Here is a 19,998-nt window from a genome sequence, read left to right as displayed (position 1 = left end):
AATAAACTCAGCACCAACACCAGGTGCTGAGTTTTTATAAATACTACACAAATGGATTACGATGTAACAGTCATTGGTTCTGGACCTGGTGGATATGTTGCTGCGATTCGTGCGGCGCAATTGGGTTTCAAAACCGCAATCATAGAGAAATACCCCACTCTTGGAGGAACATGTCTTAATGTAGGATGTATTCCGTCAAAAGCATTATTGGATTCTTCAGAGCATTTTCACAATGCGGAGCATACTTTTAAGGAGCATGGGATTGATATTCCTAAACCAAAAGTGAACATTACGCAGATGATTGCTCGCAAAGCAGATGTGGTGAAGCAAAACGTGGAAGGAATTTCGTTCTTGATGAAAAAGAACAAAATCGATGTGCATCAAGGTGTTGGATCTTTCAAAGACAAAAACACTGTGGTGATCACTTCTGATGAAGGAAAGAAAGAAATCACTTCTGAGAAAATTATTATAGCGACTGGATCTAAGCCTGCATCTCTTCCATTCATCAAATTGGATAAGAGACGTGTGATCACGAGTACAGAAGCATTGGAACTGAAGGAAGTGCCAAAACACATGATCGTAATCGGTGGTGGTGTAATTGGTATGGAGCTTGGTTCTGTTTATGCGCGTTTAGGTGCTAAAGTTTCTGTTGTTGAGTACCTGGATAACTTGATTCCGTCAATGGATGGAACCCTGGGGAAAGAGCTTCAGAAGTCCTTAAAGAAACTTGGTTTCGACATTTTTACAAGTCACAAAGTGACAGCTGTTGAGGCTAAGGGAAAAGAAGTGATTGTAAAGGCAGAAGATAAGAAAGGTGAAACTGTCGAATTGAAAGGTGACTATTGTTTAGTCTCTATAGGTAGAAAGCCATACACTGAAGGCCTTGGACTTGAAAATGTGGGTATCAAAACGACTGAGAGAGGTCAAATCGAAGTAGATGACCACTTGAAAACCAGCGTTGATGACATTTGGGCAATTGGTGATGTAGTAAAAGGAGCCATGTTGGCCCACAAAGCGGAGGAAGAAGGTGTGTTTGTTGCTGAGCAAATGGCAGGACAAAAGCCACATATCAATTATAACTTGATTCCTGGTGTGGTTTATACCTGGCCAGAAGTTGCGAGTGTAGGATTCACTGAAGAGCAGCTGAAAGAAAAAGGAGTGAAGTTTAAAACTGGTAAGTTCCCATACAAAGCACTTGGTAGAGCTAGAGCAAGTATGGATCTGGACGGTTTAGTGAAAGTATTGGCTGATCAGCAGACCGATGAAATTCTTGGAATTCACATCATCGGAGCAAGAGCAGCAGATATGATTGCTGCAGGAGTAACTGCTATGGAATTCAGAGCATCAGCTGAAGACATTTCTAGAATGTCACACGCTCACCCTACCTATATGGAAGCGGTGAAAGAAGCATGTTTGGCAGCTACAGATAATAGACCATTGCATATTTAATGTTGAGGAACAACGGATAATAATGATATCCTAACACCTCAATTGATAATAATAAACTTAAAGAATGCTATTATTGACTTCTATTAGTCAGTGATAGCATTTTTTTTGACCTTAACTCTACTCGCTTGCCATGATTAAAAAACTTACGCTTGGATTCTTCTTATTGCTTTCGTTGCAAGTCTTTGCGCAGAAGAAATCACCCAAAGTCATTTGGATTACATTAGATGGTTTGAGGTGGCAAGAATTATTCACAGGAGCTGATTCATCATTGGTGGGTGATTCTGGATACACGGAGCATCTAGATGATTTAGCTAAAGAGTTTTGGACGAACGATCCGCTGCAACGTCGAGAAATTCTGATGCCGTTCGTTTGGTCAACTTTGGTTGAACAAGGTCAGATTTACGGGAATCGTGAACTTGGCAATAAAGTGGATTGTAGCAATCAAATGCGTTTCTCATATCCGGGCTATAATGAAATATTGACAGGTTTTGCAGATGATGAAAACATTCGAAGCAACGATAAAATCCTCAACCCAAATGAAACGCTGCTAGAATATGTGAATAAACAGAACGGATTTGAAAATAAGGTGTTTGCTTTTGGTTCCTGGGATGTGTTTCCGTTTATCATCAATGAAGAACGATCAGGAGTGCCAGTGAATGCTGGATTTGAAAAGGCAAATGAGAGTCTTACTGAAAGAGAACGATTCTTGAATGAACTCCAGGATGAAGTAATTGGTCCATGGGGCAATGTTCGTTTAGATGTCTTCACACATCATTATGCGATGGAATGTTTGAAGAGTAAAAAGCCAAAGTTGATGTACATCGCCTATGGTGAGACCGATGATTATGCTCATGATGGTAAATACGATCATTATTTAAAATCCGCCAGGCAAACTGATGACTACATCGCTAAGCTCTGGGCCTATGTCCAAAGTGATCCGTTTTATAAAGATCAAACGACGTTAATCATAACCACAGATCATGGCAGAGGAACGGTGCCAAAAGATGCGTGGCGATATCATGGAGAAGGCACGCCAGAATCCAGTCAGATTTGGTTCATGGCTATGGGGCCTAATGTGCCGGCTTTAGGTGAGGTAAAAACAAACGCTCAGCTCTATCAAAATCAAGTTGCTGCTACAGTTGCAGAGGCTCTGGGTGTTTCATACAATCAATCAAAAGCAGGAGAGTCAATACCTTCAGTCTTTAAGAAGTAAAATGAAACTGTCTCAAAAGGATCTTTTAATGGTCATTTAGAGGTAATCGGAAATCTCATTTTTTCGATTTTATTATTCTAATGTTTGAGAAAGATTTCTCCTAAGTCGAAATGACAGTTTTTGAGACAGCCTCTGTTGAATCAATCTAGTTCGAGGGAAACGGACTTCTGAATAATTTTATCCCAGGCAGTGAAGCCACCTCCAATATTGCTCACATTTTCAAAGCCATGATGTAGCAATATAAGACTTGATAGGTAGCCTCTCAGCCCTTTCGCACAATACACGAATATGTGTTTGTGCTTATTCAATTCGCTTAACCGATCTCTCAAGTCATCTAGTGGAATATTGATGGAGTCTTCAATCAAGCCATTTTTGTGAATTTCAGAAGGATTTCTCACGTCCAATATGATGTAGTTAGAAATATTAGGGTTGGAGAAAATTTCATCTGCTTCGGTAACAGAAACTTCTTGATAGCCTTCAGTTATGGAATTCCCTGCTACAAAACCTGCTACGATTACAGGGTCTTTCGCAGGAGAGAATGGAGGAGCATAGGCTAAATCCAATTTTGGAAGGTCATCAATAGTTAGTTTGGCATAAATCGCGGTAGAGAGTACATCTACTCGCTTATCTACTCCTCGCTCACCCATAAGTTCAGCGCCTAGCAATACTTTAGTTTCTGGATCAAAATAGATTTCCAGGAATAAGTCTTTCTGATCTGGATAAAAGCCAGGTGTCGTTCCGGAAATGGAAAATGAAGACTTAAAATTGATACCTTTTCGCTTGAGCTCTTTGGGTCCCATTCCAGTTCTGGCGATGGTGAAATCAAACAATTTCATAATGGCAGTTCCATAACCTCCATCAAAAGCACTTTCACCGCCTACTGCATTGGCTCCTGCTGTTCTTCCGCCTTTGTTGGAATGCGTGCCCATTGGGAACCAGCCAGATTCTCCAGTTAGTTTATGAGGAATACTGGCACAGTCTCCTGCAGCATAAACGTCTTCAATGGAAGTTTCCATTTTCTCATTGACAATAAGCGCGCCATTAGGTAAGTGTTCAGCTCCTTTGCTAGTAAGCATTTCTGTGTTAGGACGGATACTTATTCCTATTAGCGTATAATCAGTATATAGTCGTTCACCTGTGTTCAGAATCAATTCATTGGTCGTAGCATCTACACCAACAACACTCGTTTTCAATCGAAGGTCAATTCCGTTATCTATTAACACTTTCTCTGCCATAGTAGCAAACTTGGCATCCCAATTAGCTAGTACGTGATCTCCTAACTCAATTACAGTTACTTTTTTGCCGATTTTCACCAGGTTTTCAGCATTTTCTAATCCGATCAATCCTGCGCCTATGATGGTGATATGATCCGATTTAGCGACCACATCTTGTTTCATGATCTTATCAAAATCTTCCAGTGTTTTAGCGTGAGCCCAATTATTGTATTCCTCTATTCCTTCAATATGAGGTAAAATGGCTCGTCCACCAGTAGCGAAGATTAGTTTGTCATATTGATAAGCACCTTTGTGGGTATAAACCATGTGAGCATTCGGATCAATGTCTGTGACAGGCTCATTCAAATGAAGATCTATGTCAAATCGTTTCACTAATTGATCCGGTTGAACTACGATTAATTTGTCTCGAGACTGGATCTTACCAGAAAGCGCATATGGAATACCACAAGTAGCGTAACTTATGTGAGCCGTTTTTTCAAACAGAATAATTTCAGCGTTTTCATTTACTCGTCTTGCTTTTGCTGCGGCTGATGGTCCAGCAGAAAGGCCTCCTATGATGATGATTCTTGGTTTTCTCATGCTAATTTTCCCCTTATTGTGAGAAAGCAAATGTCTATATCATACGAACAGGCAACTGTAACATAGGTGACTCAAATCGTTGACTTAAGTCAACCTCGGAGCTACATAGGTCATTTTCGATGAGTTTAAAAGAGTTATCGGCCGTCTGTGGATTTTGATCCGCTATTAAAAATTTGCTGTTATACTTTAGTTGGCAAGTAAAAACTATAATAGAGGATAGAATGAGAGTAAACACCAAAGCAATTGGGTTGATGGCCATCCTGGCTTTCTCGATTGTGACCACACCTTCTCATGCGCAGCTCTTCGGGAAAAAGAAGAAAAAAGCTGCTGCTGAGCAACCTAAAAAGAAAGAAAAAGGTCCTTACAAACCTTATTCAGAAGTAATTACTGATAAAGCAGAATCGGATGAAGGTCTATTCACCTTCCATAAGGTTGATGATAAGTATTACTTCGAATTGCCTACAGATATTTTAGAAAAGGAAATTCTTGTAGTGTCTAGAATTTCAGGTCACGTAAAAGGATTAAATTTTGGTGGAGCTGGTATGAAGTCCAGACCACAGCAAGTAATTCGTTTCCAGAAAAAGGACAATAACATTATTATCAGATCTGTGAGCTACAATTCAGTGGCGAGCGAAGAAGATCCAATTTACAAGTCTGTTGTGAATAACAATTTCGAGCCTGTTATTCATTCGTTCAAAATTGAAGCACAAGGAAAAGACTCTGCTTCTTATGTGATCAATATAGAAGACTTCTTTACTACTGATGTGCCAATGATTGGTGCGTTGTATGACTATCAGAGAAAGAGCTTTAAAGTTTCTTCTGTTGATAAAAGTAGATCAATGATTGACTGGGTGAAAGCATTTCCAGAAAATGTAGAAGTAAGACACGTATTAACCTATAAGGGATCTGACCTTCCAGACAATCAATTAACTGGTGCCTTATCTATCGGAATGAACCAATCTTTTATTTTGTTACCTGCAGATCCGATGGTACCAAGAAATCATGATGATCGAGTTGGGTATTTTTCGTTAAGTCAGCTAGACTATTCATTGGATGAGCAAAGAGCTGCAAGAAATAGATTTATCACTCGTTGGAGATTGGAGCCAAGTGATTGGGATGCCTTCAATAGAGGTGAGGCAGTGGAGCCTGTTAAACCAATCGTGTATTACATTGATCCAGCTACACCAGAAAAGTGGAGACCATTCATCAAGCGAGGTGTTGAAGACTGGCAGCGTTCATTCGAAAAAGCTGGTTTGAAAAATGCGATCATCGCAAAAGATGCACCAACACCAGAGGAGGATCCTGATTGGAGTCCAGAAGATGTACGTTATTCTGTCATCAGATATATCGCTACAGATATTCAAAACGCTCAAGGTCCTCATGTTCATGATCCAAGAACAGGAGAAATTCTAGAAAGTGATATTCTTTGGTATCACAATGTGATGAACCTTTTGAGAAACTGGTATTTCGTACAGACCGCAGCAATTAATGAAACAGCAAGAGGTGTGAAGTTTGAAGATGAGGTTATGGGAGAGTTGATCCGTTTTGTGGCGGCTCACGAAGTAGGACATACATTAGGTTTGCCTCACAACATGGGATCTTCAGTAGGGTATCCTGTTGATTCATTGAGATCTCCTTCATTTACTGCTACTCACGGAACGGCTCCATCCATTATGGATTATGCACGATTCAACTATGTAGCACAGCCAGAAGATGGCGTGACAAGTTTCTATCCTGGTATTGGAGAGTATGATGATTGGGCGATTTACTATGGCTACCACCCAATTGCCAATGTAGAATCCGCAGAAGAGGAGGAAACTACTTTGAATGCCTGGATTCTTGAGAAAGCAGGTAATCCTCTTTATAGATATGGAAGACAAAGAGGTGGAGTAGTTGATCCAAGTGCTCAAACTGAAGACCTTGGGGATGATAGCATGATAGCATCAGAGCTTGGAATTAGAAACCTGAAGCGTATCAAAGATAAATTGATCGAGTGGGGAACTGAGGAAGGTAAAGACTATGATGACTTGCAAGAACTTTATAACAACATTGTTGGTCAGTATAACAGATACCTCGGACACGTAGCTGCCAATGTTGGTGGTGTATATGAGAATTTCAAGACTTCAGAACAAGAAGGTTTGGTTTATACACATGTGAGTTTAGACAAGCAAAAACGTGCAGTTAAGTTTTTTAATGAGCAACTGTTTGCTACTCCAGAATGGCTCGTTGATCCGCAAATATTGGGTAGAATAGAACAAGACGGTATTGTTGATCGAATTAAGTCATTGCAAACAAGAACATTAAGCCGATTGATGGACGATGACCGTTTGAAGCGAATGATCGAAAACGAGGTGCTAAATGGTAAGGATGCATACACTGCATCAGCATTGTTTGATGACCTTCGCAAAGGAATTTATTCAGAGCTAAGATCTGGTCAAAAAATAGATACCTACAGAAGAAACCTTCAAAAGGCATTTGTTGATACGATGGAAGAGTTGGTGAATACTGAAGACGAAGATGTAAGAACTACGGACATTCCTTCTTTAGCTTTAGGTACTCTAAAGTCACTTAAAACGGAAGTGTCACGAGGTATTTCTAGACAGTCAGATACCGTGTCAAAATATCATCTTGAAGACTTATTAAAGAGGATAAACCAAGTTTTAGACCCTAAATAGGCCAGTTCACCTAAAAAATTTGATGTTTAGGCATGCAATTAATTACATTAGTCACGTTATGGCTAGACTAACTGTTTTGGTTGCATGCCTTTTTTGGGCATTGACTATTAACGCGCAAGAACATCCACTGTCCAGAAGTGATTCTGGTATTGTAGTGAAGAGTCTTGCGAAATATGAAAGACTTAAAGCGGACAATGATCTCCGAGGAGCATCGGAAGCTTTAAATGATGTTGCATTTGTGTATTGGAATAACAACCATTATGCTCAAGCCGCATCCTATTACGAGTTATCACTTTCCTTCAACAAGCGAATTGGAAATGAGAATGGCATTGCCATGATCAACAACAATTTAGGAATGTTGTATTCTGATTTGGGAAGGTATAACGAATCGCTTCAAAAATTCACCGAAACACTCGCCGCTAGAAGATCAGAAAAAGAGACAGAGGGGATCATTTCTGCATTGATTAATTTGTCTGTAGTTCATAACAACCTTGGTAGCTATAACAAGTCCATTGAATATTTAACTGAAGCCAATGATTTGGCTAGAGAAAGTTACGATGAAGAACGTATGCGCAGTGTGTATGGCATGCTCTCTGAAACGTATGAAAAAATGGGCGATGTAGATAAATCGTTGGAGTATTTCGAGTTATACAAAACGTTCCATGAAAAGATTAATCGAGAGCAAATTGCCAATGTACAAACCGAGCTAGAAGAAGAAAGGCTACAAAAGCAAATCCTAATTGCGGAAAAAGCACAAAAGGAGAATGAACTTCTTAAGCAGAAACTCGAATTGTATGAGAAGGATGAACAAATTCTGGTGAGAGATTCTTTGAACGAAAGTTTGAATACCAGTCTTACAGCGGCCGAGATGAGTCGTAAACTTCTTGAGAACGAAAAGGAATTAGCTGAAGCTAAAGCAGCAAATCAAGCGCTTGCAAATGACCGTTTGACTGTGCAAAAAAAGCAACTACGGAATATTCTTTTGGTAACAATTGTCGCTGTTTTAATTATTGCTGTTCTGATTTGGATGGGTCAGCAACGTACCAAAAGGCATAATGAGAAACTTGCTGCCATTAACGAATCTCTAGAGAAAAAGACCAAAGAACTAGAAGTAGCTAACCATACCAAGGACAGAATGTTCTCGGTAATTTCTCATGATTTGAGAAGTCCGATTACATCCCTTCAAGGGTTTTTCATGGCTATTGATGAATTCGAAATTCCTGATGATCTGAAGGCAGCCTTGAGTAGCGTAGAATCACAGCTTACCAACAGTGCCACTTTGCTAGATAACTTATTAGTTTGGTCAAGGTCACAATTGGAAACAGATGAGCCAACAATTCAGGAATTCCCACCGGCCGATCTTGTTGATCATAACATGAGGTTGCTGCAACAAATGGCTACTTCTAAAGGAGTAACCTTGGATAATTCAGTGGCATCATCGGATAAAATTAACAGCGATCCTCAGATGGTTAGCATTGTGGTAAGAAACTTGATGCAAAACGCGATTAAGTTTACCCCGAAGGGTGGTACAGTTAAAGTAGATATGGTTCACAATGGAAAAGCTTCCTACTTGAAAGTATCTGACAATGGTGTTGGTATGACTTCTGAAAAAGTGAAGACTTTGTTTGATATCACTACTAACAAAACAACTGACGGTACCAATAATGAAAAGGGTTCTGGGTTAGGATTGATTATCTGTAAAGAATTAATTGAGAAAGTAGGTGGTCATATTGAAGTTTCGAGTGAGCCAGGTGAAGGAACGGAATTCTCATTGAAATTCAAGAAGTAGAACGTAAATTTATTCAAACAACACTTAGGTTTTAAGTCTTGAAGACTGAATATCCATGCATTCCCATTTACAACGTTTTTTAATTCGGATAGTCTTTCTATTTCTGTTAATCATTCCTTTAATAGGATACTCACAGGAGCACCCCTTATCCAAGAGTGATTCTGGAATTGTCATAAAAAGTCTTGAGAAGTACGAATATTTATCAGAACTCAAAGATTGGCGAGGAGCTTCCGAAGCTCTGAATCAAGTGGCATTTGTCTATTGGAATAATAATCATTACGCTACGGCGGCAGATTATTACGAAAGGTCATTAGCATTTAATGAACAAGTAGGTAATGAAAATGGTATCGCTATGATTCATAACAATCTGGGAATGCTTTATGCAGACTTGGAAAGGTTTGATGAGTCATTGGATAGTTTTACAAAAACACTCGCATCAAGAAAATCAAATAAAGAGTCTATTGGAGTCATCTCAGCATCTATAAACCTCTCGGTAGTTTTAAATAATTTGGAGCGTTATGATGAATCCATTGATCATTTAATGGAAGCATTGGACATAGCTCGGGAGTTATTTGATGAAGAACAAATGCGGAGTGTATACGGGATGCTCTCTGAAACTTATGAAAAGAAAGGTGACGTAGAAAAATCTCTAAAGTATTTCGAGTTGTATCGATCATTCCATGAAGACATTAACAAAAGAAAAATTGCAGAGATCAATCAGGAACTTCAGGTTGAAAAAGGAGCCAAAGAATTACTTGAAATAGAAAAAGCTCAGCAGGAGATTGAAGCATTAAGACAGCAGCTTGAGTTGTATGAAGAGATTGATGAAAAGGATTCAATCAATCAATACTTGAACAGCAAACTATCTAAGCGTGAGTTGGCGCTTCAATTGTTAGAGAAGGATAAGCAGCTTTCAGATATGAGGGTTCATGAAGAAAAAGTGGAGCGTGAGAAGTTGGAAGCCCGTCAGCAATTTTGGATAATTTTTGGAGTCTTAATTGTTTCTTTTTTTGTCATACTAACACTTTTGATCACTAGACACAACCGAAAGATTACCCGATATAATGAAAAGCTGAAGTCACAAAATGAAGAGATTGCAGATCAAAAGGTTGAATTAGTTAAAGCAAACAATACCAAAGACAAGATATTTTCCGTAATCAGTCATGATTTGAGAAGTCCAATCAGTTCACTGCGAGGATTCTTTTATTACATCGATGAGTTTGATGTTTCAGAAGAATTAAAAGAAGCATTAGGAGGTGTGGAGTCACAACTTTCTAATAGCGCTACATTACTGGATAATCTACTGGTATGGTCTAGATCACAATTGGAAAATGCAGATCCTGATATTTCTGAAATTGAAGTTGGGTCGTTAATTGACCAAAGTATCCGGTTACTAGAACCACTCGCTATTGAAAAAGGAATTGCATTAGCGAATCACGTGGATAAACATTCTTACATCAAGAGTGATGAGAGGTTTGTCGATATTACTTTAAGGAATTTGATTCAGAATGCCATTAAGTTCACTCCAAAAGGAGGTACTGTTCAGGTTAGATTGGATCATGAGCAGTCTGCAACTATTCTCAAAATTAAGGATACGGGTGTCGGTATGAGTAGCGAGAAGTTGAAGACACTTTTTGATATTTCTACAAATAAAACAACTAACGGTACCAATAATGAAAAAGGTTCTGGGTTAGGCCTTATTATATGTAAGGAGTTAATCGAGAAAGTAGGAGGGTTTATCGAAGTTTCTAGTGAACTAGGTGTCGGTACCGAATTCTCCCTTAAATTTTCCAATTAAATCACCAAACCATCATTTCTCAGTATACGATATATTATGAGGTCTTTACTTTTTACTCTTCTTGGCATAATCAGCTTTTCGGTAGTTGCACAGGAACCAACCCACTTCATTGATACTACAGGCACTTTATATTGGAAAAAGTCACAGCCAGTTTATTTATTTATCGCCGACAATCCTGAAGGAAATGATACAGAACGCTTGAAGAGCAAGTCTACTCCTCAATACGCTGAGCCGTTTTATCTGGATACGGAGGGGGTAAATTACATTCGATCAAGAGAAGCTGTAGATCCAAAAACAATGCGCCCAGTACCAAATACTGAAGTGATGTTTGAGGTTTATGCAGATGGAATTAATCCAATAAGTAATATAAAAATCGACTATAATTCGAAATATCAAGGAGACGCGGTGTATTATGCGAATGAAGTTGTGGTTGCTTTGGAAGCTAAAGACAATTTAACAGGAGTAAGTAGGTTAATGTACTCCATCAACGGAGCTGAAGAACTTGCTTATGATAGTGCGTTTACGCTTGATGAGCGTGAAGTACATATAGATTATTATGCGGTTGATAACGTTGGCAATACTGAAGAAAAGCATTCCGTAGATTTTATTGTGGATTCAGATGTTCCCTTCAGTGATTTGACTATTAATGGTATCACAGGTGATAATATCATTTCCTTGGCTTCTAAAATGTATCTCCAGGCATATGATTCCACTTCAGGAATTCAGTCTGTTTACTACAAATTGGATGGAGGAGAATATTTAAAATATCCAGGAAAGGAACTTAAAGTTGCTTCATTGAAAGAGGGTGAACACTTGATTACCTATTATTCTGTAGATAATGTTGGGAATACAGAAGAACCACATTCTTTTAAATTCTATCTAGATCGTTCAGCTCCATTAATGGTGGCTGATGTCCTTGGTGATCGATTTATCGTAGGGGATGAAATCTATTTCTCAGGAAGAACGAAGTTGAAACTTACTGCGGTTGATAATAAGGTTGGAGTAAAGGAAATCAGGTACTCAATTGATAATTCTGAATTCGTTGAATATGATAAACCGTTTTATTTACCAAGTGTAGCAGGACTTCACTCCATTAAATATTATTCGGTAGATAATTTGAATAACTCTACTGCCGATCAGAAGAAAAGTAGATACTTAGGACAAGGTGGTTATGAGGAGTACAAGCATAACGTCAATAAGTTTTATGTGGATTTAACAGGCCCAATTATCGATCATGCTATTTTAAATCACTCATTTGTAAGAGATGATACCTTGTTTATTGGGCCGTATACCAAGATCAAATTTTCCGGAAAAGATGTTGAATCTGGGTTGAGTAAATTTGCTTACTCATTCAAAACAGATATTGGAGAAACGGATTATTCTGAACCATTTGAGATCAAAGGTGAGAAGGATGGGTATTACATAATGGAGTACTATGGATATGACAATGTGAACAACCGAAATGTGGCTGAGTTTGCGTTCTTCTATGATGCGACTCTACCAGAGATTTTCACGCAGTTCAACACAGGAGCTGTGGAAGGTTCAAAAATCCCAACATATCCTATTACATCTGGACTTTTCTTGTCAGCTACAGACCAGACCTCTGGTATTAAATCGCTTTCTTACAATTTAGATGGTTCGGCATTTGTTCCTTATCGAGGTTTGATTACCGGCTTTAGTAAAGGCAAGCATGAAATGACGATCAAGGCAGTAGATTATCTCAATAACGAGCAAGAAGTAACGATAGAGTTTAAGATAAAATAAGAAAAGCGGCCTGGAGCCGCTTTTTTAATGTCCGTACTAATAGGTTGTTACATCGATTTGAATGTTCTAAGCACACCCACTACGCCTACTACTATTCCCAAGACAAGACATACATAATACCATGGTTCTGACATGGTGTAGCCTCCAGAGACAGCATTGCCAATTACTTGTCCAAAATCTTTAGGTGAGTGAGATTGAGCCCAATAGACTAAAAAAATTCCTGCAGCGATCATTACCACGCCTCGGACCATTCCACTTTTCATAGTTTCGATTCGTTTGTTTCTATAATAAATCGATTTCCAGGCAAATGGTTTGAATTGATCAGATCACCAGTCGTTTTTCTCAACGCGATTCTTCAGATCTTCCAGTACACTAGACCAATTGCTTGCCGAGTGATCGAAAGCCTCTTGAGTTTCGAAACCTTCTTGAGTGAGAGTCAAGTTTGCCTGATCATTTTCTTCAAGAACTTCCATAGTGATCGTTGCTCTGTTTTCAGGCTTATCCTTTAGCTGCGAAAAGCTGCTGATGTAATTGTATGACAACATACGATTTGGTTCTATTGACAGGATTGTTCCTTTATCAATGTAGGGAGTTCCTTCCCATTCACCCTGAAAGATCAAGTCACTTCCGGTTTTCCAGTCACTCTTTGTTTCTGTTCCGAAAAAATACTTTTTGATCTTTTCTGGATTGATAAGCGCATCCCAAACTTCAGATGCTGTACTATTGATTTGAATGGAGGTCTTGAAAACTAGGTCTTTGTTTAGCATGGTTTGGTTACTTATTGATGATTGAATAATGTTTAATAGAAGTTTCGTCAACTGATTTCATCAGTGAGAAATATGCTTCGGCGGCTTCATTGGTTTTGCATGCATCCTTTGCCGCTTGCGCAGCTGTTTCGGATTCCCAATAAATGAGATCTACCCATTGATTGCTTTGCTTATGAAGCAATTCTCTCTTGATGAATCCGGGTTGTTTGATTAGAAATTCCTTTTCTAGTCTCATTCCCGCATTGAATAATTCCTCTTTGGTTGCATGGTCCGCTAATTCAAATGGAGCCCACTCTATGATGCTGTTTTCCGGAGTTTCTGTTTTAAAGTATGGGTTATAAATCAACCCGATCACGTTTTGCCATGGATCTTTGACAAGAGCAACCATTACGCCATCGCCTACATCTTGCGGTGATTCCAATTCAATAGCATCATTAGAAATCATGATGTCATAAGCATCTGTGATGTCATCCACTCCCCAGTAGGATAGTATATTGGTGGTTTTTGGCGTTTCTGTTTTTTCTGGAAGTAATCCCAATTCATATCCTCCAATATTGAACCCCACATAAAATGGTTCATTGAAATAAGGTTTGGTGCCGAACGCTTTGCTATACCACTCGGTGGCCGCTGCTAAATCGTCTACTTTGTAAATGGTGGTTCTGAGTCCTTTTGCTTCTATGTTCATGGTTTGATTATTTGCCTGGTTAATTCCAATGCAGAAAAGACATTGGATCATAATGACGATTCTAAGATTCACTTGGGTGAAATTTGATATCTGATAATTGTTTTTAGTTTCTCAGGAGCTGTTCTTCTAGGATCTGACAAATAGATTTCCTTATGATATCCTGAAATCTGACAGTTTTGTTCTTCAATGAATTGGTGCAACAGATCTATGTTTGGAGCTTCGTCTTCATAAGATCCAATGTGAAGAATTTGAGCGCAAAGCCCTTCTCTTACCAGTTCAAACTTGACGTCATCAAAGTTGGTCTGATAAGGTTTTCTCTGTCTTGCGTTATGAACCGCTCTGAAGAAATGATCATGTTCTACAAAATCAGGCATGCGGATTTTGATTTGCCACATCCATTCATCTCGTGGAGTCTGCCTAAAGAGTTTCTGCACTTCTTGCCCTCCATTGACATACCAGTAGCATTCCATTTTAGGGACAGTGAAATCATTGTCTTCTGCCTTGCATAGAAATTTGATCCCGTAGGCTACGGGATATATGGTTTGAAGTGCATTTAGGAAGAGTGTATCTTCTGGGCTTGATTGTCCTTTGATCGTTAAATAATAGTATTCTCCCAGCTCAACGAGTTGAGGATTTTTGCCTGCTTTGTAATAAGAGGGGTCGGATTTAATGAGATCTGTTTTGAGTAGTTCCATGTTCCTGAAGTTTGGTTTCAGGATCAAAGAAAAATTCGAAAGTGTCAACCCTATGTCACTTCCTTAGTTCGGCAGTAAAATATTTTTGATGGTGCTCAAAAAGCTCTTTGGAATAGGTTGCAACCAATCCCTGAAGCTGAGGAGGAGACAACACGCTGACTTCACTTCCATACATGAGTAACCATTTAGCTAAATACGGATAATGTGGAGTGATGAATTTCATATCAATAAAATCCTCATGCTTAGTTTCTTCCAAAAAACCATAATAGTAGCGTTGGTCTTGAGTGAACCGAGCAGCTTTTTTTGAAAATCGAATCTCAGCTTCTTTCGCATCAGTTCCTCCTACCATGCCGTGAACAAACTCCATAAAGTTGGGGTGTTTTGATCTATCAAATGATTCCGAAGTGATATGCAGTTGCTGGATTCTGTCTGTTCTGAAGTCTCTAAAATCTTCTCGGAGTAAGCAATATGCAATTAAGTGCCATCTGCCAGAGTAATGAACGAGGCCTAAAGGCTCTACTTCACGTTGATTGGTTTGCTCTGTGTAATTGGAGTAATAGGTAATCTTGATTTTTTTCTGAGAAGCTATGGCAATCTGCAATTCCTCAATATGAGGATCGATGTTGGTCATCTTGGTTGCAGTGGGCGGACCAATTACGGATATGCTCTCTTCCAGGTTTTCCAGGAATTCACGATCACGATATTTGAGTACGGCTTTGATTTTATACATGGCCTCTTCAAAATTCTTAGAGATCTTCTCACCACCATTTTTCTGTATGAACTTGGCACCAACCAGGATCGCCGCAGCTTCTTCTTTGTTAAAAACGACAGGTGGCAAATGATAACCTTCTACTATGAAGTATCCTTCGCCTGCATCACCTCCGATAGGCACTCCTGCCTCCATCAGAGACTTCACATCACGAAAAATAGTGCGTCTGCTGACCTCAAAACGCTCCTCCATTTCTTCCAGTGGAACTCGAGATTTACTCTGCAAGTGTACTAATATGGCTGTAAGTCGGTCGATACGGTTCATGAGTCTTCAGAAATGAAATTGTGAGAATACCCTGTTTTTCTTTCAAGAATCGAATAAAAAGTGAAAAAAATGAGAATTCTGCCAAATTTAATTTTAAACAGTTTTCCGGTGGAGAATCCGTGACTTAAATTTGCCACAATTTGTACCTATGTAAACCACCATACGAATATGCCGAAGGATTCCAGTATCAAGTCAGTACTAATTATTGGAAGTGGACCGATCATCATCGGACAAGCTTGTGAGTTTGATTATTCAGGTTCTCAAGCATCAAGATCTTTAAGAGAAGAAGGAATTGAAGTGATTCTGATCAATAGCAATCCTGCTACGATCATGACGGATCCGGTTACTGCGGATCACGTTTACCTGAAGCCTCTTACGAAACAATCGATCAAGGAGATTCTTGAAAAGCATAAGGTTGATGCTGTATTACCTACTCAAGGTGGTCAAACTGCATTGAACCTGGCTATTGATTGTGACAAAGCAGGAATTTGGGAGAAATACGGAGTGCGTATCATCGGTGTGGATATCAATGCGATAGAAACTACTGAGGATCGTGAGAAATTCCGTATGAAAATGCACGAACTCAATGTTGGAGTTTGTAAAGGTGAAACGGCTACTTCTTTCTTAAAAGGAAAAGAAATTGCTCAAGAAATTGGGTTCCCATTGGTTATCAGACCATCCTATACCCTTGGTGGTTACGGAGGAGGATTTGTAGATAATCCTGAGGAATTTGACAAAGCCTTGAACGCCGGCCTACAGGCATCTCCAATCCACGAAGTTTTGGTGGAGCAGAGTATCATGGGCTGGAAGGAGTATGAGTTGGAGCTATTGAGAGATAATATTGGAAACATTATTATTATTTGTAGCATCGAAAACTTCGACCCAATGGGTGTTCATACTGGAGACTCGATTACGGTGGCTCCTGCTATGACATTGCCAGATACTATTTATCAGAACATGCGTGATCTAGCGATCAAGATGATGAATGGTATCGGTCAGTTTGCTGGTGGGTGTAATGTTCAGTTTTCAGTAAACCCTGATACTGATGAAATCATCGGTATTGAGATTAACCCGCGTGTATCTCGTTCATCTGCATTGGCATCAAAAGCAACTGGTTATCCTATCGCAAAAATTGCTGCTAAGTTGGCAATCGGTTATAACCTTGACGAATTGAAAAATCAGATTACTAAAACAACTTCAGCGTTCTTCGAGCCTGCTTTGGACTATGTAATCGTGAAAATACCAAGATGGAACTTCGATAAGTTCCAGGGATCTGACAGAAAGCTAGGACTTCAGATGAAATCTGTTGGTGAGGCTATGGGTATCGGAAGAAACTTCCAGGAAGCCCTTCAAAAAGCATGTCAGTCTCTAGAAATTAAGAGAAATGGATTAGGTGCTGATGGAAAAGAGCTGAAAGATCAGGCTGCATTGCTTTACAGTCTGGAGCATCCAAGCTGGAATAGGTTGTTCCATATCTATGATGCATTCAAGCTAGGAATTCCATTCAAAACCATTCATAAGTTGACTAAGATCGATCCATGGTTCTTACACCAGATTGAGGAGCTGATCTTATTGGAAAAAGACATTGAAAAGCATACAGTTGAGTCTCTTCCTAAAGAACTACTGAAAGAAGCGAAGGAAAAAGGATATGCTGACCGTCAGATCGCTCACCTGGTGAAGTGTCTGGAAAGTGAAGTATATACGAAGCGAATTGATCTAGGTATCAAGCGTGTTTACAAACTGGTTGATACGTGTGCTGCTGAGTTCGAAGCACAAACTCCATATTACTACTCTTCTTTTGATGAGGAAAACGAGTCAGAGCCTACTGATAAGAAGAAAATTGTTGTTTTAGGTTCAGGTCCTAACCGTATTGGTCAGGGGATTGAGTTTGATTACTCGTGTGTGCATGGTGTACTTGCTGCAAAAGAGGCAGGTTATGAAACCATCATGATCAACTGTAACCCGGAGACAGTATCTACTGACTTTGACACAGCGGATAAATTATACTTTGAGCCAGTATTCTGGGAGCACATATATGACATCATCCTTCATGAGAAACCAGAAGGTGTGATTGTGCAGCTTGGTGGACAGACTGCTTTGAAGTTGTCTGAAAAACTAAGTAGATACGGTATCAAAATTATAGGTACTAGTTACGAAGCACTTGATTTAGCTGAGGATAGAGGTCGTTTCTCTGATTTGCTAAAAGAGCAGAACATTCCTTATCCTGAATATGGTACGATCGAGGATGCTGAGAGTGCAGTTGAGCTTTCTAAAACAATTGGTTTCCCATTGTTAGTTCGTCCAAGTTATGTGCTTGGAGGACAGAGCATGAAGATCGTAATCAACGAGCAAGAGCTTGAAGAGCATGTAGTAAATCTATTGAAAGACAAGCCTGATGGTAAAATCTTGTTGGATCACTTCCTGGAAGGTGCAATTGAGGCAGAAGCAGATGCAATCTGTGATGGTGAAGATGTATATATCATCGGTATCATGCAGCATATAGAGCCGGCTGGTATTCACTCAGGTGATTCTTACGCAGTACTTCCTCCATATAACCTTGGAGATTTTGTGATGCGTCAGATTGAGGAATATACAGTGAAGATTGCTAAAGCTTTGAAAACTGTAGGTTTGATCAATATCCAGTTCGCGATCAAAGAAGATAAAGTATACATCATCGAAGCAAACCCAAGAGCATCCAGAACAGTTCCGTTCATCTGTAAAGCATACAGAGAACCATATGTTAACTATGCAACGAAAGTGATGCTTGGTGATAAGAAGGTGAAGGATTTTGATTTCAAACCTTACAAGCATGGATATGCGATCAAAGAACCTGTATTCTCATTCCACAAATTCCCGAATGTAAACAAGGAATTGGGCCCTGAGATGAAATCTACTGGTGAAGCGATCTATTTCATTGATGACTTAATGGACGATTATTTCTTAGAAATCTACTCAGAACGAAACCTCTACTTGAGTAGATAAGTTATAGGAGTACTATGTTTTTAAAATTTATCATCATTTTAATATTGGTAGCTTACCTATTCGTAAGAGTAGGGGGCTATTTGTTCGGTCTGTTGTTTAGAGGAGCTCAGGAGTTTAATCGGGGCTACAATGCAGACCAGCAACAAAGGCATAATCATAAAAAAGCACCCAATAGTAACTTGAATATTGATCATATTCCTCAAAAAGATAAGAAGGATACCAAGAATTTCGGCGGAGGAGAATACGTTGATTTTGAGGAAGTAAAGTAATAATACGACTAAATTGATAACGCCTGTTTGGAGAAATCCGAGCAGGCGTTATTTGATTTCAGGAACATCATATAGTTTTGCACACTCACAAAAAATCGGCTTATGGCTTGGTTTAAAAGACAAGACAAAGGAATACACACCCCTACAGAGAAGAAAAAAGAGGCCCCAGATGGTCTTTGGTATAAATCTCCAAGTGGAAATATCATTCACATGCGTGAGCTTAAAAACAACGCTTACGTATGTCCAGATGATGATTTTCACGTAAGAATTGGCTCTAAGGAGTATTTCGAAATTCTATTCGATGAAAACAAATTCACGGAACTGGATAAGGACTTAAGTTCTGCCGATCCGTTGAAATTTACAGATAGCAAGAAATATCCAGATCGTATTGCAGCGACTCAAGCTAAAACTGGTTTGAAAGATGCTGTAAGAACGGCACATGGTAAAATGAATGGTCGTGATATCACCATTTGTTGTATGGATTTCAATTTCATTGGTGGTTCTATGGGATCAGTAGTGGGAGAGAAAATCGCTAGAGGTATTGATTATTCATTAAAGAAAAAGATTCCATTCTTGATGATCTCTAAATCTGGAGGTGCTCGTATGATGGAGGCAGGTTTCTCTTTGATGCAAATGGCGAAGACTTCAGCGAAGCTAGCGCTGCTCTCAGAGGCAGGTATTCCATACATTTCTTTGCTAACAGATCCTACAACTGGTGGAGTTACAGCATCCTATGCAATGCTTGGTGATTTCAATATTGCGGAGCCAGGCGCTTTGATTGGTTTTGCAGGTCCTCGAGTTATTAGAGAGACCATCGGTAAGGATTTACCAAAAGGTTTCCAAAGCTCTGAATTTGTATTGGATCACGGATTTTTGGATTTTATCGTAGATCGTAGACATCTGAAAGCGAAGCTTACGGCTCTGTTGAAAATGATCTATTGATTATAAAACCTTTTTATTTATCAATCTGTTACCGAATCGTGCAATAATTGAATTGATTCATCTTTAATCACAAGGGTTTATCTCTTATATTTGCACCCGATTTTAATTTAAAAACAAAAGGCT

General features: G+C 39.2%; 15 protein-coding genes. 9 read left to right on the top strand and 6 right to left on the bottom strand.

The genetic code is table 11. From position 1 onward, the window contains the following. The first annotated feature begins 51 nt into the window (after positions 1–51). Both lpdA and NXS00_RS19355 read left to right on the top strand, forming a co-directional pair. Positions 52–1,449, top strand: coding sequence for a dihydrolipoyl dehydrogenase (gene lpdA / locus NXS00_RS19360; protein ID WP_258100918.1), 1,398 nt, complete (start codon positions 52–54; stop codon positions 1,447–1,449). A gap of 130 nt (positions 1,450–1,579) precedes the next feature. Beyond that, positions 1,580–2,662: an alkaline phosphatase family protein gene (locus NXS00_RS19355; RefSeq protein ID WP_258100917.1), complete on the top strand. Its 1,083-nt coding sequence runs from the start codon at positions 1,580–1,582 to the stop codon at positions 2,660–2,662. A 140-nt stretch (positions 2,663–2,802) separates the two neighbouring features. Here NXS00_RS19355 and NXS00_RS19350 read toward each other — a convergent pair whose 3' ends face one another. After that, positions 2,803–4,476: an FAD-dependent oxidoreductase gene (locus NXS00_RS19350; protein ID WP_258100916.1), complete on the bottom strand. Its 1,674-nt coding sequence runs from the start codon at positions 4,474–4,476 to the stop codon at positions 2,803–2,805. Between the two features lie 221 nt (positions 4,477–4,697). Between NXS00_RS19350 and NXS00_RS19345 the strand changes: the two genes are divergently transcribed. The 4 genes from NXS00_RS19345 to NXS00_RS19330 are packed head-to-tail and all read left to right on the top strand — an operon-like array spanning position 4,698 to position 12,502. Then, positions 4,698–7,151, top strand: coding sequence for a zinc-dependent metalloprotease (locus tag NXS00_RS19345; RefSeq protein ID WP_258100915.1), 2,454 nt, complete (start codon positions 4,698–4,700; stop codon positions 7,149–7,151). A 58-nt stretch (positions 7,152–7,209) separates the two neighbouring features. Beyond that, positions 7,210–8,940: an ATP-binding protein gene (locus NXS00_RS19340; RefSeq protein WP_258100914.1), complete on the top strand. Its 1,731-nt coding sequence runs from the start codon at positions 7,210–7,212 to the stop codon at positions 8,938–8,940. 55 nt (positions 8,941–8,995) lie between these two features. After that, complete coding sequence (locus NXS00_RS19335; protein ID WP_258100913.1) at positions 8,996–10,738, top strand: ATP-binding protein; 1,743 nt, start codon at positions 8,996–8,998, stop codon at positions 10,736–10,738. A gap of 36 nt (positions 10,739–10,774) precedes the next feature. Continuing rightward, entirely contained in the window at positions 10,775–12,502 is a 1,728-nt protein-coding gene (locus NXS00_RS19330) for an OmpL47-type beta-barrel domain-containing protein (RefSeq protein WP_258100912.1), read from the top strand. Between the two features lie 47 nt (positions 12,503–12,549). Here NXS00_RS19330 and NXS00_RS19325 read toward each other — a convergent pair whose 3' ends face one another. The 5 genes from NXS00_RS19325 to NXS00_RS19305 form a co-directional block, all read right to left on the bottom strand. Then, positions 12,550–12,765: a DUF3185 family protein gene (locus NXS00_RS19325; protein ID WP_258100911.1), complete on the bottom strand. Its 216-nt coding sequence runs from the start codon at positions 12,763–12,765 to the stop codon at positions 12,550–12,552. Between the two features lie 63 nt (positions 12,766–12,828). Next, entirely contained in the window at positions 12,829–13,269 is a 441-nt protein-coding gene (locus tag NXS00_RS19320) for an SRPBCC family protein (RefSeq protein WP_258100910.1), read from the bottom strand. Between the two features lie 7 nt (positions 13,270–13,276). Further along, positions 13,277–13,954 carry a VOC family protein gene (locus tag NXS00_RS19315; protein ID WP_258100909.1) on the bottom strand — a complete coding sequence of 226 codons (678 nt, stop codon included), beginning with the start codon at positions 13,952–13,954 and terminating at the stop codon, positions 13,277–13,279. Between the two features lie 68 nt (positions 13,955–14,022). Further along, positions 14,023–14,649 carry a GyrI-like domain-containing protein gene (locus tag NXS00_RS19310; RefSeq protein ID WP_258100908.1) on the bottom strand — a complete coding sequence of 209 codons (627 nt, stop codon included), beginning with the start codon at positions 14,647–14,649 and terminating at the stop codon, positions 14,023–14,025. 55 nt (positions 14,650–14,704) lie between these two features. Further along, complete coding sequence (locus NXS00_RS19305; RefSeq protein WP_258100907.1) at positions 14,705–15,682, bottom strand: helix-turn-helix transcriptional regulator; 978 nt, start codon at positions 15,680–15,682, stop codon at positions 14,705–14,707. A gap of 168 nt (positions 15,683–15,850) precedes the next feature. On the opposite strand from NXS00_RS19305, the gene carB reads away from it, so the two are divergent. The 3 genes from carB (at position 15,851) to accD (ending at position 19,875) form a co-directional block, all read left to right on the top strand. Further along, on the top strand, positions 15,851–18,664 hold the full coding sequence (gene carB, locus NXS00_RS19300) for a carbamoyl-phosphate synthase large subunit (protein ID WP_258100906.1): 2,814 nt from the start codon (positions 15,851–15,853) through the stop codon (positions 18,662–18,664). A 14-nt stretch (positions 18,665–18,678) separates the two neighbouring features. Further along, the gene (locus tag NXS00_RS19295; RefSeq protein ID WP_258100905.1) at positions 18,679–18,933 is read left to right on the top strand and encodes a DUF4834 family protein; all 255 of its coding nucleotides are present in this window, start codon (positions 18,679–18,681) and stop codon (positions 18,931–18,933) included. A gap of 102 nt (positions 18,934–19,035) precedes the next feature. Further along, the gene (accD, locus tag NXS00_RS19290; protein ID WP_258100904.1) at positions 19,036–19,875 is read left to right on the top strand and encodes an acetyl-CoA carboxylase, carboxyltransferase subunit beta; all 840 of its coding nucleotides are present in this window, start codon (positions 19,036–19,038) and stop codon (positions 19,873–19,875) included. Positions 19,876–19,998: the final 123 nt, after the last annotated feature.

It is taken from the genome of Marinoscillum pacificum, assembly GCF_024714495.1.
GTDB lineage: Bacteria > Bacteroidota > Bacteroidia > Cytophagales > Cyclobacteriaceae > Marinoscillum > Marinoscillum pacificum.
The sequence above is the reverse complement of the archived record's forward strand: the minus strand, read 5'-3'. Positions and strand labels throughout refer to the sequence as shown.

Bases quoted from the DNA above. Each gene is read 5' to 3' on its own strand.
- lpdA (WP_258100918.1), top strand. From the start codon at position 52: ATGGATTACGATGTAACAGTCATTGGTTCTGGACCTGGTGGATATGTT.
- NXS00_RS19355 (WP_258100917.1), top strand. From the start codon at position 1,580: ATGATTAAAAAACTTACGCTTGGATTCTTCTTATTGCTTTCGTTGCAA.
- NXS00_RS19350 (WP_258100916.1), bottom strand. From the start codon at position 4,476: ATGAGAAAACCAAGAATCATCATCATAGGAGGCCTTTCTGCTGGACCA.
- NXS00_RS19345 (WP_258100915.1), top strand. From the start codon at position 4,698: ATGAGAGTAAACACCAAAGCAATTGGGTTGATGGCCATCCTGGCTTTC.
- NXS00_RS19340 (WP_258100914.1), top strand. From the start codon at position 7,210: ATGGCTAGACTAACTGTTTTGGTTGCATGCCTTTTTTGGGCATTGACT.
- NXS00_RS19335 (WP_258100913.1), top strand. From the start codon at position 8,996: ATGCATTCCCATTTACAACGTTTTTTAATTCGGATAGTCTTTCTATTT.
- NXS00_RS19330 (WP_258100912.1), top strand. From the start codon at position 10,775: ATGAGGTCTTTACTTTTTACTCTTCTTGGCATAATCAGCTTTTCGGTA.
- NXS00_RS19325 (WP_258100911.1), bottom strand. From the start codon at position 12,765: ATGAAAAGTGGAATGGTCCGAGGCGTGGTAATGATCGCTGCAGGAATT.
- NXS00_RS19320 (WP_258100910.1), bottom strand. From the start codon at position 13,269: ATGCTAAACAAAGACCTAGTTTTCAAGACCTCCATTCAAATCAATAGT.
- NXS00_RS19315 (WP_258100909.1), bottom strand. From the start codon at position 13,954: ATGAACATAGAAGCAAAAGGACTCAGAACCACCATTTACAAAGTAGAC.
- NXS00_RS19310 (WP_258100908.1), bottom strand. From the start codon at position 14,649: ATGGAACTACTCAAAACAGATCTCATTAAATCCGACCCCTCTTATTAC.
- NXS00_RS19305 (WP_258100907.1), bottom strand. From the start codon at position 15,682: ATGAACCGTATCGACCGACTTACAGCCATATTAGTACACTTGCAGAGT.
- carB (WP_258100906.1), top strand. From the start codon at position 15,851: ATGCCGAAGGATTCCAGTATCAAGTCAGTACTAATTATTGGAAGTGGA.
- NXS00_RS19295 (WP_258100905.1), top strand. From the start codon at position 18,679: ATGTTTTTAAAATTTATCATCATTTTAATATTGGTAGCTTACCTATTC.
- accD (WP_258100904.1), top strand. From the start codon at position 19,036: ATGGCTTGGTTTAAAAGACAAGACAAAGGAATACACACCCCTACAGAG.